Source organism: Niastella sp. OAS944, assembly GCA_024809215.1.
Taxonomy (GTDB): domain Bacteria; phylum Bacteroidota; class Bacteroidia; order Chitinophagales; family Chitinophagaceae; genus Niastella.
Genome location: JANUBW010000001.1, coordinates 268,320 through 283,767, shown reverse-complemented (window position 1 = coordinate 283,767; position 15,448 = coordinate 268,320). Strand labels below are relative to the sequence as shown.

Annotated in this window: 9 protein-coding genes; all 9 read right to left on the bottom strand. The window is 43.1% G+C overall.

Going from position 1 to position 15,448, the window contains the following annotated elements; genetic code table 11:
- Positions 1-190 precede the first annotated feature (190 nt).
- Positions 191-1,534: a TolC family protein gene (locus GGD38_RS01100; protein WP_375299878.1), complete on the bottom strand. Its 1,344-nt coding sequence runs from the start codon at positions 1,532-1,534 to the stop codon at positions 191-193.
- Positions 1,535-1,827: 293 nt separating this feature from the next.
- Positions 1,828-2,493 carry an ABC transporter ATP-binding protein gene (locus GGD38_RS01095; protein ID WP_375299879.1) on the bottom strand — a complete coding sequence of 222 codons (666 nt, stop codon included), beginning with the start codon at positions 2,491-2,493 and terminating at the stop codon, positions 1,828-1,830.
- A gap of 333 nt (positions 2,494-2,826) precedes the next feature.
- Complete coding sequence (locus tag GGD38_RS01090) at positions 2,827-5,238, bottom strand: ABC transporter permease (RefSeq protein ID WP_375299880.1); 2,412 nt, start codon at positions 5,236-5,238, stop codon at positions 2,827-2,829.
- Between the two features lie 206 nt (positions 5,239-5,444).
- A complete protein-coding gene (locus tag GGD38_RS01085) occupies positions 5,445-7,823 on the bottom strand; it encodes an ABC transporter permease (RefSeq protein ID WP_375299881.1) in 2,379 nt (792 codons plus the stop codon).
- Positions 7,824-7,976: 153 nt separating this feature from the next.
- On the bottom strand, positions 7,977-10,409 hold the full coding sequence (locus tag GGD38_RS01080) for an ABC transporter permease (protein WP_375299882.1): 2,433 nt from the start codon (positions 10,407-10,409) through the stop codon (positions 7,977-7,979).
- Between the two features lie 326 nt (positions 10,410-10,735).
- Positions 10,736-13,156, bottom strand: coding sequence for an ABC transporter permease (locus GGD38_RS01075; protein ID WP_375299883.1), 2,421 nt, complete (start codon positions 13,154-13,156; stop codon positions 10,736-10,738).
- A gap of 78 nt (positions 13,157-13,234) precedes the next feature.
- Positions 13,235-13,912: an ABC transporter ATP-binding protein gene (locus GGD38_RS01070; RefSeq protein WP_375299884.1), complete on the bottom strand. Its 678-nt coding sequence runs from the start codon at positions 13,910-13,912 to the stop codon at positions 13,235-13,237.
- Between the two features lie 30 nt (positions 13,913-13,942).
- Positions 13,943-14,116, bottom strand: a complete 174-nt coding sequence (locus tag GGD38_RS01065) for a hypothetical protein (RefSeq protein WP_375299885.1) — start codon at positions 14,114-14,116, stop codon at positions 13,943-13,945.
- A 17-nt stretch (positions 14,117-14,133) separates the two neighbouring features.
- Positions 14,134-15,390, bottom strand: a complete 1,257-nt coding sequence (locus GGD38_RS01060; protein ID WP_375299886.1) for an efflux RND transporter periplasmic adaptor subunit — start codon at positions 15,388-15,390, stop codon at positions 14,134-14,136.
- Positions 15,391-15,448: the final 58 nt, after the last annotated feature.

The window sequence follows — 15,448 nt, the reverse complement described above, 5'->3', positions numbered from 1 at the left end:
ATGGTTGTCTTTTTCTTTTTTTATAACAGTAGCTTCTTTCAAATGATTGATTACACTCAAATAAATCAAATTCTATCCATTTTTCTGCGTGCGCGGACACCGTGCTCCCAGATTTTGACTGTTTTCTGTTAGCGCGAATACCGCGCTGGCAAATTCTCTCCTTTGGTGCAAAATAGGTGTTGTAAATTCTTTACCACAACGGTTTTCCCTGGTAGTAATCCAGGATCTTAGTACGAAGAATGTAATCATACCGGGCGATAATGAGATTTACATTGGCCCGGTCGAGGTTATTTTTGGCAATAAGATAATCAATTGAGGTAGTAGCGCCGGCATTGAAGCGGGCTTCAGCGGCACGGAACGATTCGGTATAAGCCGCCACCTGTTCAAGCAATGCCTGGTAACGATTTTTAGCGGCCGTCATATTAAAATGGTCCTGCTCTATGTTTTGCTTTAATTGTATTTGTTTGGTTTGTGCCGTATAACTGGCGCTTTTAAGATCAATTTTTGCCAACGCTATCTGATTGCGGTAGCGAAGGTTATTAAAGATGGGAATGCTAATACCTACACCTACATAAGTACGATAGTTATTGCTAAGCTGATCGTAGTATTCAATTTTTCGATTGCTCGAATCGCGGGCGGTGCTGGAGTAGGGGGTATAGAACCCGGCGCCCAAACCAACCGATGGGAACAGGCTACCGCGTGCTGCCTGTACCGCTTTTTCTGCACTCTTTGTACGAAGATCGGCGGCTTTTATAATGGCCAGTTGTTGTAATGCAATACTGAAAATGCTATCGGGCAGGGTTGTATAATTCATTTCAACCTGGTCGGCCCGTAACCTTTCCACCTGTAGTTCCCTGTTATATTGCACATTCATTAATTGCGACAGGGCCAAACGGGCGGCATCGAGATTGTTCTGGCTGTTTATTATGGTCACTTTGTTATCGGCCAGCTGTCCCTTCATATCCGAAAGGTCCGATGGTTTTATAGCGCCTTCCTGGTTCATCACCTCTAGTCGCTCAACCTGTTTCTGCGTAACATCAACCTGCTTTTGCGCCTGCTGTAACAGATCGGTGCTGCTTAATATTTGCAGGTAAGCCAGTATTACGTTCAGCATCAACTGATCTTTGCTGGTTTGCAATTCCATTTTACTGGCTTCATAAGCGTATTGCGAACTCTTTAATGTATTTAACAACCGCAGTCCATTGAATAATGTAACATTACCCGATAATGAATAGCTGCCCGATGTTTGTTGCTGGTTCACATAACTGTTGGTGCTAAGATCGATGCTACGGCCCTGGTTCAGCGTATGATTTATTTCACCCCCTATATTGGGTAATAAATTGGCTTTCGACTGACGCATGGTTACACCGGCCCGCTCCATACTAAGATCGCTTTGCTTAACATCGAGGTTGTTTTCAATAGCCGTTTGCACACACTCCTGCAACGATAATGGACGACCGGTAATACTTTGCGACCGGCCATCCATATACACTATCATGGCTATACTACTTATTATGAATAATTTTCTTAACATTATTGCTTTTGTTCTTGTTGTTTGTTTTCGTGAATGGGCGTAATCGGCAATGGCTCGCGTATGTGCAGGCTCTCTTTCGTGAAACGGCAAACGTGAAACGTGAAAGGGTTGCCTGATTTCAGGGCTCGCGCTTTTATCGGCAATCGCCAATCGTCAATAAAACCCATACTCGCATTACCTAATTAACTCATCAATCCGTCAGCTATTAGTGCAAAGCGCTGCACATAAGCCCTCTATCACCTCTATCACCTTTTCAACTCCTCGTCAACTCGTCAACTTGTTAACTCGTCCACTCAATTTGCCTCAATCCGCCCATCCAATAAATTAATTATATGAGAACCATAACCCGCATTCTTCTCCGAGTGCGTTACCTGTATAATGGTTACGCCTTCTTTGTTCAGTTGTTTGAACAGGTCCATGATCTCTTCACCCTGTTTTGAATTGAGGTTACCAGTGGGTTCATCGGCCAGTAATAATTTGGGTTTGGCTATTAGTGCCCGGGCAATACCTACCAGTTGTTGCTGACCGCCCGATAGCTGGGTAGGAAAGAGGTCTTTTTTGCCAACGATATTAAACCTGTCTATCATATCTGCCACCATGGCCTTACGCTCGGCGGTTTTTACGTTTTGATAAATGAGCGGCGTTTCAATATTCTCGTACACGGTTAACTCATCAATAAGATGATAGGCCTGAAACACAAATCCAATATGTTGTTTATATAACTGCGAGCGTTGTTTTTCCTTTAGCGTATGCACCGGCTGGCCAATAAAATGGTATTCACCTTCATTGGCATCGTCGAGCATGCCGAGAATATTAAGCAGGGATGATTTGCCCGAACCTGATGGGCCCATAATAGAAACGAATTCCCCTTCTTTGATCGTTAGATTAATATCTTTTAATATAAACGTTGGTTTACCGCCAACCTGTACCCATTTTGAAATGTGCTTCAGCTCGATCATAGTTCTAAGTTCTTGGTTTTTAGTTCTGGCGTTAATCTTTCCCAATACATGCCAGTTTATAGTTGGGTGATTTGCAATATACTATAAGCTAATTGCAAAATCATAAGTTCGTTTCCGATACAAGAAGTGTTCGGTTTTGATACAGGTATTTAGTTGACAGGTTAATCCCGATGCAATCGGGAACGAGTTGACGAGGGGGGTGAAAAGTTGATAATGGTGATAGAGTTGATAAAGGAAAGGCAGTTTTTAAGTTTTTAGTTCTTAGTTTTCGCGTTTGCCGTTTCACCATTCGCGAGGCCACTCACCACCCACCACTCACCATTCACGACTGCATTATTCCGATCTTAATGATTTGACCGGGTTGGCCAGCGCTGCCTTTATCGCTTTATATCCTACAGTTAGCCATGCAATCAATACCGACCCCACAATGGCGCTGATAAAGAACCAGGCATTTAGCGGAACCTTGTATACGAAATTATTAAGCCAGCTACTCATCATGTACCAAGATACCGGTATGGCTATAAAGAACGAAATGATGATAAGAATGGTAAACTCTTTTGAGAACAATTGCAACAGGCTTGCTACAGATGCGCCCAATACTTTGCGAATGCCTACTTCTTTTGTTTTTTGTACGGTCATAAAAGAAACCAGACCATATAAACCCAGGCAGGAGATAAAAATGGCGAGGCCCGCAAAGATCTTATATAACAATGACAACTGTTCTTCCTGTTTATAAAATTCTGCAATGTCTTCGTCAAAGTACGATGAAGTGTAAGCATATTCAGGATAGAACTGGTCCCAGGTTTTTTGAATAGCCGCCTGTGTTTGCGATAACTGGTGGGTGCGTAATTTTATAGCCGTAAGTGAGTAAAAGTTTTTACGGGTTGAGATCAAAAGCGGTTTGATATCTTCACGCAGCGAATTTGTTTTAAAGTCTTTCATCACGGCTACAATGGGGTACGACTGGCCCTGGCCAAGCCGTATGGTTTTACCAATGACTTCGTTGGCGTTTTTAATACCCAGCTTTTTTACCAGCGTTTCATTGATCATGGCTTCCCTTATGGTATCGCTTTCAGCCAGGTTACGGCCTGCCAGTAATTGCAGTGAAAACGTTTTACAATAATCAACATCTGCGAACTTCAGGGTTACCTGAAATTTTTCATCGGGTTGGTTGTTATAGGCAAAATTTGTGGCCCAGGTATTGCCCGATGAAGGCGCATCGCTGTTAAAACTTACCGATTGTACACCGGGCGCCTGTAGTAGCTGTTGTTTAAATGCTACCAGTTTCGATTGAAAAGTACTGTCGCCATTTCCTCTTAAAACCAGTACGCCTTCTTTATTGAAACCCAATTCGGCTTTACTTATGAAATTCATTTGGCTTACTGCCACGGTGGTGGCAATGATCAATATTTGTGAAATGGTGAATTGCATAATAACCAATCCTCTTCGTAACGATACACCTTTTACATTGGCCGATACCATTTTATTCTTCAACGCATTAATAGGATTGTATTTCGACATTACAAACGATGGGTACAAACCAGCCAACAGGGTAACTGCCAAACCTATAACCGCTATTGTACCCAGTATTTTTGCATTAAGCATGTTGAGCGGTTCTTCTATAGATGCAATATGTTTTACATAGGGCAGGGTAAGGTAGCCAATGCCCAATGCTACTATCACTGAAATACCTACGATAACAGCAGTTTCGCTCATGATCTGTGTAAACAACTGCTTACGGTTGCTACCCAGTACTTTTCTTATGCCAATTTCACGGGAGCGGTTAACTGAAAGGGCCGTTGACAGGTTAATAAAATTCACACAGGCCATCAATATAATGAACAGCCCGATAAGCGATAAGGTTACCAGGGTTGATTTACTGGTTATATGGTCGCCAAAAGATTCGAACCGGCGATCGAAGTGTACAGTGCTTAATGGTTGAAGAAAATTGGTCTTTATGGAATTTTTTCCTAACGACTGGTAATGTTTGTTACTGAACTGTAATAAGGCCCCATCTATACTGGCTGCTTTTGCTCCCTGTGGCAATAAAGCAAAAATGTTGAAGTTGCTTGACGTGTGGTTATAGCTATCTTCGTGGTAATATGCCTTGCCATGTTGTTTCAGCGTTTTATAGGATACCAGTACTTCCAGTGGAAAATCGGTATTGGCGGGTACATTTTTTAATATACCGTTCACCTTTAATGGAATGGCATTATCGAGCGTTATGGTTTTACCCATGGCCTGCTGCCAGTTGCCAAAATATTTTGTAGCTGTTTTTTCATCGAGCACCACATTGTTGGGCGCATCTAATGACGAAGGGTCGCCAGCCAGCCAATCGTAATGAAATACATTGAACAATTGTGGGTCATAAAAGAAGATGCCTGTTTCCTGAATGAATTTTTTACCGGTTGCATTTTCTGCAGCAGGAACTGTTACCTGGCTGCCATATGTTGAACGCATGGCGCCAAATTGTATGTTGGGAAAATCGGCGCGTAATGCTTCCAGCGCGGCAACAGGAATGCCTGCATTGTAAGTAAGGTCTTTGTCGAATTTATCCTGCGTTACAACCCGGTGTATACGATTGTAATTGGGTTGAAAGGTGTCGTAACTCAATTCATACCTCACTACAACGAACAACAGTATGCTTGCTGCAATACCTATTGATAAGCCCGTAATATTTATAAGCGAAAATGCCTTGTTGCGTACAATACTTCGCCAGGCGGTCTTTAAATAATTTTTAAACATTGTATAAATAAGGTTATTTTATTTATTAATTGATCATTGTCTTTCTAGTTAGCTTATCGTGAAACGTGAAACGTGAAACGTGAAACGGCAATCGGCAATCGGCAATCGGCTTGAATTTTTGGCGGTACAAGGTAGTATATTAGCTTTAACATTCGCGAGTCCACTCACCACTCACCACTCACCACTCACCATTCACCACTCACCACTCACTCTGTTCTAAGGCTCTTCACCGGATTGGCCATCGCTGCACGAAATGCCTGAACGCTGATGGTGATAACAGCAATCAATATGGCCAGCACTCCGGCCATAACAAAGATCCACCAGCTGATACTTGTTCGGTATGCAAAATCGGCCAGCCATTTATTCATAAAATACCAGGCAACCGGTGCTGCAATAAAGAATGAGATGATAACCAGTTTCAGAAAATCTCTTGATAGCAGGTTAATAATATTCGATACCGAAGCGCCCATCACTTTACGAATACCTATTTCGCGGGTACGTTGCATGGTGCTGTAAGAGGCCAGTCCCAATAAGCCCAGGCAGGAAATAAAAATAGCCAGTACCGAAAAGTTCATAAACAACCGGCCAAACCGTTCTTCGTTTCTGTATTGGCGATCGAAAAACTCATCGAGAAAATAATAACTGAACGGCCGGTTGGGTATAAGGGCTTTGAATTCTTTTTCAATTGATGCTATGGTTTTCTTTACATTGGCCGCATTTACTTTTACCGAGATCAATGAAAAGCCCGACCAATCCATACGAATTGATAAGGGCTTAATAGGCGTTTGCAAAGATTTGTAGTGGAAGTCTTTTATAACCCCAATGATCTTGCCTTCGTGGCCCCATTGTTTAAACCGTTTGCCAACGGCCTGGTCGGGTGAATGATAGCCCAGCAGTCGGGTAGTGGCTTCATTTACTATCATGGCTTCATTGCTATCGGTTTTAAACTCCCTGTTGAATGCACGCCCCGCCACCATTTTAATATTATAAAGTGGTATGTAGTCGAAGTCAACATAATACAGATCGAGATTGGTGATCTGCAGATCGCCTTTAATATTCTCTACTTCCGAATAGGCGCCGGGGTTGCCGCTACCCGGTACGCTGCCCGAAAGAGAAGTTACTTTTACATTTGGTAAACGTGAAATTGCCTGTAACAGGGCATCGCGCTTTTTTTCCCGTTGCGTTTCTATAACCAATACCTGGTCTTTATTAAAGCCCAGATCACGATTACGCATATAATTCATTTGCGTATATACTATAATGGTACCAATGATAAGGGCTGTGGATATGGCGAATTGTGCAATAACAAGTCCTTTGCGCAAAAAGGTGCCTTTATTACCGGTTGCAAACCTGCCCTTTAAAACTTCTATGGGTTTAAAGGATGATAATATAAATGCAGGGTAAACACCTGCCAGCAGCCCTATTATAATGCCTGCGCCCAATAACAACACTATTAAACCGCCATCATAAAAAATTCCTCTGCTAATGATCTTGCCGGCCAGCTGGTTAAATGAAGGAAGCAGTAATGCAGAAAGACCCACGGTTAACACGAAAGCAATAAAGCAAATTATTACAGATTCGCCAATGAACTGGCTTGCCAGTTGCGGTCTTACTGCACCGGCTACTTTACGTATACCCACTTCTTTTGCCCGCTCCGATGCACGTGCAGTAGTTAGATTTATAAAGTTTATACAGGCTATAATAAGAATGAATAAGGCAATAATTGAAAAAATATAAACATTTCTGATGCTACCCAATGAATCGCCGCGGGTTGAATACAGGTAAACCGATTTCAACTGTTCCAGTTTCAGAGTAACAAACATTTGCAGTTCTTTCATTTCCTTACCGCTCCATTTTTCAAGGAAGGCCGGCAGTTTCTTTTCTATCGACTGTGGGGTTATGCCTGGTTTTAACAGTATATATGCCCATGGAGAATAGTTGCTCCACTGATCGTCGATGCCTTTCGCGAATTTTGTTGTAATGGTACTCATCGATACCAGCAGATCGCCTTTTACCTGGGTATTTTCAGGCATATCCTGCATAATGCCTGTTACGGTGGCTGGTGAACTTTCGCTTGTGATAAGGATGGTTTGCCCAAGCGGATCGGCCTTGCCAAAATATTTTTTGGCGGTTGATTCGGTCAGTACAACGCTGTATGGTTCTTTAAGTGCGGTACGTGGGTCGCCTTTCAGTAGTTTAAAACTGAAGATCTGGAAGAACATAGAGTCGGCCCAGATTGACTTTGGCTCGTTGAATTTTATATCGCCTTTCCTTAATAGTAAATTATCAGGCATTACCCGGGTAACGGCTTCTATTTCGGAAAAATCAAATTTAAGATGTCCGGGTACGGCCCATGCCGGCCCGCTTGACGGAATAGTTTCGGTGGGCGTTTTTATATCGGCCACTATGCGGTATATACGATCGGCTTTCGTGTGAAACCGGTCATAACTTATTTCAAAACGCACATACAGAAAGATCAGCAAACAGGCTGTCATGCCAACGGTTAACCCCATTATATTTATAAAGGAAAACACCCGGTGGCGCCATAGGTTCCTAAAGGCTATTTTGAAATAGTTCTTTAACATATGATTTCTTTATTGCTTAAATCTAATTTGATCTTATGTTAATTTAAGAGGCTGTTACCGGTTACCAGTTTCCGGTTACGAGGCCTCGACGCGGACGGATTTCAGGTCCGGATTTGTATTTCCCGGTAACTGGCAACCGGTACCCGGTAACTGCTATTCATTCCTCAAACTATTCACCGGGTTGGCCATGGCCGCTTTCACCGCCTGTATACTGATGGTGGTAACGGCCACGAGCATGGCAAAAAGGCCCGAAAGACCAAATACATACCATGCAATATCTATACGCCAGGCATACGTTTGCAACCAGTTGTTCATAAAATACCAGGCAAGGGGAGAAGCGATGAGTAATGCCACCATTATCAGCTTTAAAAAGTCTTTTGATAATAAACCTACCACCTGCGTTACCGAAGCACCCATTACTTTGCGAATACCTATTTCTTTAGTTCGGTTCACAGCTGCCAATGCTGCCAGTCCAAACAAACCTAAACATGCCAGAAAAATGGAGATGCCGCCGGCCCAGCCTGCTATAGAGCTCCAGCGTTCTTCGCTTTTATAAAAATTGTCAAACTTCTCATCAACAAAACTGTATTCAAAAGGTGCATCTGTTACCAGCTTTTTCCAGGTAGTTTCAAGCAGCGCCAGTTTTGATGCCGGGTCACCGGCTTCAAGCCGCACAAAGATACGAGATGGTTCAAGGTTGGCAGGCCGGCTAAACAATTGTGGCCGTACCTTATGAGTTAAGTCTTCAAAATTGAAATTGCGCGATACGCCAATGATTATTTTGGGTGGGTTATTTCCTCTGGCAGTATGTAGCTCTTTGCCTATTGCTTCTGTGGCCGGAATACCAAGTACGGTATGCACCAGTTCTTCATTCACAATAACGGCGTTCATGGTATCGCTTGTTAATGCTGCATCAAAATTGCGGCCGGCAATTAATTGCATACCCAATGCTTGCAGAAAATTATAATCGCCGGGGTATTCAATAACACCCGTTTTTTCGCCCAAATAAGTTTTGTAGCCGCGGCCCATTTGCCCTTCGCCAGAACCCAGTCCCATTTCACCGGCTGTTACATCCACAATACCGGTGCTTGATTGAATGGCCTGTTTGTACAGGGGATATATCTTTCTGGAATCGATGCCCTGCGTATTGATCATTACAATGTTCTCTTTATTGAACCCGATATTTTTAGAACGCATATACCTGATCTGCTGTAGAATGATGATGGTTGAGATGATCAATCCAATTGAAAGTATAAACTGTAATGTTACCAATGAACGGGTGAACAGGTTGGAACCGCCTACACGGAATTTTCTTTTCAGCACCTCAACAGGTTTAAATGATGATAACACCAGGGCCGGGTAACAGCCCGCCAATAAACCTACCAGTACGGTGAGTGTGGCCAGTAACCAAATGAGTTCAGGGAACTGCCTGAATGAAAAACTAAGTTGCCGGTCGGCCAGTTGATTGAAAAGCGGTAACAATAAATAGGCGAGAAGCAACCCAATAACGGCCGAGAGCACGCTAAGCAGAAATGATTCTGCCAGAAATTGACCAATAAGTTGTTTGCGCTGGCTGCCCATTACTTTTCGTACCCCAATTTCTTTTGCCCTGCCGGCAGAGCGGCCAATGGTCAGGGTGGTGAAGTTGATACAGGCGATCAATAACACAGCGGCAGCGATGGTGATGAGGATCCAGATATTTTTAGGATCACTACCGCCTTCTACCTGCGGGTTTATATGAACATCGCGTAACGGTTGTAACCGAACGCTTGAAATTACTTCGGGTTCTTTCTTCTTGTCTTCTTTGTCTTTTCCTTTTTTCTTCTTCGCTTCAGGATAATATTTTTTGCGGAACGATGCCAGTTTTTTGTATTCTGTGGCCAGGTGACTGCCTTCTTTTAAAAGTACATACCCATCAATGCCAACGGTCATATACCAGTTATTGTTGCTTTCCTGCATCGCGGGTGTATTGGCTAAGTAGGCAAAATTGCCCAGTATTTGAAATTTTACCGATGAATTTACAGGGATGTTTTCGGCAACGCCACTGATTGTAAAAGGTTCGTAGGTAGAATCGATCTTTAGTTGAACTGTTTTACCTACCACGTCGGCTGCGCCAAACAGCATCAATGCTTTTTCTTTGGTTACAACTATATGGCGAGGGTCATTCAATGCGGTACGTGCATCGCCGTACAACAGCGGAAATGAAAAGATCTTAAAGAAATCGCCATCGGCAAAGGTGATGGAAGAATGGAATACGTTTTCGTTTACCCGGGCCAGGCAGCTTCTGCCCGTAGTACGTGCGGCATATTCCACATCGGGAAAATCTTTTTTAAGGGCAGGGGTTAGGGGCGTTGGTATTGAACCTGAACCGCCCGGTTCGCGGCCTTCGCCTTCCCACCATTCAATAACGCGGTGAATGCGGTTTGCGTTGGTGTGAAACCGGTCGTAACTGAATTCATGAACTGCGTATAATAGAAATAGACTAAAGCAGGCTATACCTATCGACAGGCCAAGGATATTTATACCTGTCAGCACTTTTTGTTGTGCCAGATTGCGGAAAGCGATTTTTATATAATGTTTTAGCATGGCCTGGTTGTTTGTTTCCGTTGATACATCCCCGGTAAAGGATGTGTGAACCTTGTGTGATCCTTGTGTGATCCATGTGTCAAACGGGGTACTTTACCAATGGTACACACATGTTTGACACATGGTTGACACATGCTTTATGCTATTCGTCCCTGGATTAGCGCATTTCGTCCCACTTTTGTATATGTTTTACGTATACAAAATGCTATTCGTCCCTGGTTTCACACATGCTCGTCCCAGGCTGACACATGCTTCGTCCCATTTTTCAAAACCATGTGTATTTGCTGGCTATATTTGTGGTTCGTACGAATAGATCTTTGACATGTTTATTCACTTCTTATAGCCTTCACGGGGTTGGCAAGCGCTGCTTTTATAGCCTGAACGCTAACCGTGCACAATGCTATAAGGATGGCAATAACACCTGCCCCTGCAAACATCCAAACATTCAGGTGTATGCGATAGGCAAAATCGAGCAACCATTGGTTCATTACCCAGTATGATAATGGGAACGCAATAATGCAGGCGATGATCACCAGTTTTATAAATTGTTTCGATAGCATGCTGGTTACCTGTGTTACACTGGCACCCAGCACTTTTCGGATACCGATCTCTTTCGCCCGCTGTTCTGCTGTATAGGTAGTGAGCCCGAATAAACCCATACAGGCAACCAGTATGGTGAGTATGGTAAATATGTTCAGGATGCGGCCGGTCTTTTGTTCGGCTGTATAGGTTTTGTTATACAGTTCATCCATAAACGACCAGGAAAAAGCATCCACTGTATTGAATGTTTGCCATTGCTTTTTCATGGAAGCCAGCAAACCTTGTACATCTTTCGTTTTTACTTTTATTATTAAACCGGTTTCTGGTTGTAATACCATCAATAGGGGGGTAATGGCTTCGTGTAATGAACGGAAATGAAAATCTTTTACTACGCCAATAATGGTATAACCCAGGTGTTGCCCCTGGTCGCCATGTTCCCTGAAGATCTTTTTTCCAATGGCATTGTTGCCAAAGCCAAAGGCCTTTGCAGCCGTTTCATTTATGATCATGGCCAGTGAATCGGTTGGCATTGAGGGTGAGAAATTTCTGCCCATAGCCATTTGAATACCCAGTGTTGGAATATACCTTTCATCAATTCTATATTCCAATGTATTCATAAACTCGTTTTGCCTGCCTTCGGGATAAGCCAGCGCATTGTTAAAGAAACTTGGGCCAGCAGGTCTGTAACCAGACACTGTTACGTTCTCTACACGCGGGTCGTTCAGCAACAGATCGCGAAAGGTGCGTTCTTTATTACCCAACGCCCAGGAATTGTCGATCACCAGCAACTGGTCTTTGTTATAGCCGAGTTTAATGTTTTGAATGAATTGCATTTGCTTATATACCACTATAGTGCCGGTGATAAGACAAATGGCAATGAAGAACTGAAATACAATAAGGCCGCTGCGTATATTATAGGTGCTGTTGTGTGTGGTAAATTTTCCTTTAAGTGTGGCTATGGGTTTAAAGGACGACAGAAAAAAAGCGGGGTACATACCGGCCAGTATGCTTACCAGCAAGCCTAGCAGGGTGAGCGCTGCCAGTGGTTTTAACTGAAAGCCAAAAACAAGCGTTTTACCCGATAGTTCATTGAATAACGGCAGCGCCAGTTGTACAAGTATGGCTGCAATGAACAATGCAATTACCGTAATAAGTAATGATTCAAGCAGGAATTGTTTTACCAGCTCCTGTTTGCGTGAACCCATTACTTTTCTTATACCAACCTCCTTGGCACGTTTTACTGCACCGGCTGTTGACAGGTTTATGAAGTTTATGCAGGCTATCAACAGCATGAATATGGCCACTGCGCTGAAAATGTATATATAACGAATATCGCCCCTGGCTTCCAGTTCGGTGTTTGAATCGCCATGCAGGTGAATGGCAGTTAGTGGTTGCAACTTAAAACCAATGCTATTACCCTTCGTGCGAAACTGTTCAAGGGTAAGGCCCATATGCTGTTTTATTTGCGGGCCCATATATTTCTCCACCATGCCCGGCAATTTGGCTTCCAGTTTTTTATGGTTATACCCCTTCTGCAATACCGCATAGGTATAGTAGCTGGAAGTGAGCCATGAATCGCTGACCGCATCCGGATCGGTTATCATTGAACCGAAAATGTCGAAATGAAAATGGGAATTGGATGGTATTTTGTCAAATACACCGGTAACTGTAAAGGGCGGTATATCGTTTTTCTTAGAGAATTTGATCAGTTTGCCAATGGGGTCTTCCCTGCCAAAAAAACTTTGTGCCAGTTCTTTTGAAATAACAAGCGAGTGGGGGTGCAGCAAGGCAGTTTTGGCATTACCCTGTATCAGCGGAATGGTAAAAACATTAAAGAAATTAGAATCAACATATACCAGGGACGAGCCATCGAATTGTTTTTCATTTATCCATATGTGCGGCTTGCCTAATGTGCGAAGGCGGGTCACCTCTTTAACCTCGGGGTAGTCTTTTTGCAATGCCTGTGCAACCGGTGGCATTACATTGCTTTCATTTATTTTACCGCCATTGATATTGGCATTGAACTCTATTCGATAGATATCGTTTGCCCTGGTATTAAAGCGGTCGTAACTAAGCTCTTCCTGTACAAAAAGCGAAATGATGAAACACACTGCAATGCCAATAGACAATCCCAATATGTTGATGGCTGAAAAAACTTTATTCTTCAGTAAACAACGGATGGCTATTTTGAAGTAGGTTTTAAACATACCGGGATTGTATTCTGTATTTAATTAGCACAATTGGCATATCAGCACATTAGCATATTAGCACATAGCCTATTACGCTTATACCATTATATTTTCAAGAACGGTTTGTCCGTCGAGCATGCGAATGATGCGATGGCTGTAACGGGCATCGTGTTCGCTGTGTGTAACCATTATAATAGTGGTACCCTGTTCGTTTAAATCGGTAAGCAGTGTCATTACCTCGTTACCATTACTTGAATCGAGGTTACCGGTAGGCTCATCTGCCAAAATCAATTTGGGGTTATTGACAACCGCCCGTGCTACGGCCACACGTTGTTGCTGGCCACCGCTCAATTGCTGCGGATAGTGATTGCGGCGGTGCATGATCTGCATTTTATCGAGCACTTCTTCCACCCGTTTTTTTCGGTCGCCCGATTTTACACCGGTATATATTAATGGAAGTTCAACATTTTCGAAAACTGTAAGTTCGTCGATAAGGTTAAAACTTTGGAAAACGAAACCAATGTTATGTTTACGCAGGTCGGCCCGTTTGCGTTCATTAAAATGAGCTACCTCAATATTGTTAAACAGGAAGCTGCCGTTATCGGGATCGTCGAGAAGCCCTAATATGTTTAACAAAGTTGATTTGCCGCAACCTGAAGGGCCCATGATCGCCACGAATTCGCCTTCTTTAACATCTATTGATATTTTGTTCAATGCTACAGTTTCAACCTCTTCCGTGCGATAGATTTTTTCGAGATCCCGGATCTTTATCATGTGTTGTATGGTTTGAAGTAAATAGTTGTTTTAAAAATTGCGCAGGAAATAATGCAGTGGCATTAGTTCTGCTTCGTCTATCATCATTATTACTGTTTTTGCAGGTGAAATTTTTGGGTGTTTCCCATTGCAACTCCTGTTTGGAGAGGCGGAGATGGCGCCCGTGAGCAAGATACCCAGTAGAATGATGAATTTAAATTTCATGTTGGTTGGTTGTTAGGTTATTCTTTTTTCAAAACTAACTCCTGCATATTGCCATAGTTTTCATACGAAGAAGTAACTACTTTATCACCAGGCTTCAATCCTTCCATTACTTCGTAGTAATCGGGGTTCTGGCGGTTAAGCTGAATGTCTACCTTATACGCTGTTTTACCATCTTCGCTCACTTTAAAGATCCAGTTGCCGCCGGTGGTTTGGTAAAAGCCGCCTTTAGGCACCAGTATGGCTTCCGTTTCATCACTTAATGCCAGCAATATTTGCAGCGTTTGTCCCCGGCGGATGCCCTGGGGCACTTCGCCCACCAGTTCCATATCAACCTGAAAACGGCCGCTTACCACCTGGGTATACACTTTTTTTATCTTGAGTTTGTACTCTTTATTTACAAGTGTAAACTTACCAGTTAAACCGGTAAAAACATTGGAGATATAATGTTCATCAATGTCGGCCCTTATTTTAAATCCGCTGGCCGCATCAATTTGTCCCAGCCGGGTGCCGGCGCTGATGTTTTGACCGATCTCTGCATCGAAAGAAGTGAGTTGTCCGCTGATAGGCGCTTTAACTACCAGGTCGCCTACTTTTTTCTTCATCAGCTCAAGTGCTTTTTTCATATTCATATATGATTGCTCATCCTGCCGCATTTGTATTCTATTGGTAGAAGAGTCCTGCCGCATAATGTCCTCCGTTAATTCTTTGCGGCGTTTTTGATAATCATAAGTGTTTTCGGCTTGTTGAAATTCCTGCGAACCGATTGCTTTTTGGGCAAGCAGTTTTTTATTCAGGTTATAGAGGCGTTCGGCTTCTTTCAATGCATTGTCAACCTCGGCCATTTGGTTCCTCCGGCTTACGGTATTTTGCTGAGCGTTATTGCGGGCAATCTGCATTTGGGTCAATACATTGAACACGCTGGTTTCCTGGTTGGCGAGGCTTAGTTCCAGGTCGGGATTGCTCAATCGCAAAATGGGCTGGCCTTCCTGCATCATGGCGCCGTCTTCCACAAATTTTTGTTCAACACGACCGCCTTCCTGTGCATCGAGATAAATAGAAGTTTGTGGTAATACGATACCGTTAATGGGTATGGTTACCTGGAAGGGGCCTTTCTTAACTTCACTGATGGTAATACGCTCTGTATCTACATTCAACCGGCTTTTGCCTGAGGTGAAATAATAACTGGCACAGATCAGGAGGGCAATCCCAACGATTCCCGCAAGGGTTATGATCCGTTTAGAGGTCCATTTCTTTTTAGCGATGACTCTATCCACTGTGTAATTTTTTAATTTTATCCTGCAGGGTATGCCAATAACAATATGCCAGAATACA

What these genes read in the sequence shown, in the direction of transcription:
- GGD38_RS01080 (WP_375299882.1), bottom strand. Translation starts at nt 10,409, where the DNA reads ATGCTAAAACATTATATAAAAATCGCTTTCCGCAATCTGGCACAACAA.
- GGD38_RS01095 (WP_375299879.1), bottom strand. Translation starts at nt 2,493, where the DNA reads ATGATCGAGCTGAAGCACATTTCAAAATGGGTACAGGTTGGCGGTAAA.
- GGD38_RS01075 (WP_375299883.1), bottom strand. Translation starts at nt 13,156, where the DNA reads ATGTTTAAAACCTACTTCAAAATAGCCATCCGTTGTTTACTGAAGAAT.
- GGD38_RS01085 (WP_375299881.1), bottom strand. Translation starts at nt 7,823, where the DNA reads ATGTTAAAGAACTATTTCAAAATAGCCTTTAGGAACCTATGGCGCCAC.
- GGD38_RS01090 (WP_375299880.1), bottom strand. Translation starts at nt 5,238, where the DNA reads ATGTTTAAAAATTATTTAAAGACCGCCTGGCGAAGTATTGTACGCAAC.
- GGD38_RS01100 (WP_375299878.1), bottom strand. Translation starts at nt 1,534, where the DNA reads ATGTTAAGAAAATTATTCATAATAAGTAGTATAGCCATGATAGTGTAT.
- GGD38_RS01070 (WP_375299884.1), bottom strand. Translation starts at nt 13,912, where the DNA reads ATGATAAAGATCCGGGATCTCGAAAAAATCTATCGCACGGAAGAGGTT.
- GGD38_RS01065 (WP_375299885.1), bottom strand. Translation starts at nt 14,116, where the DNA reads ATGAAATTTAAATTCATCATTCTACTGGGTATCTTGCTCACGGGCGCC.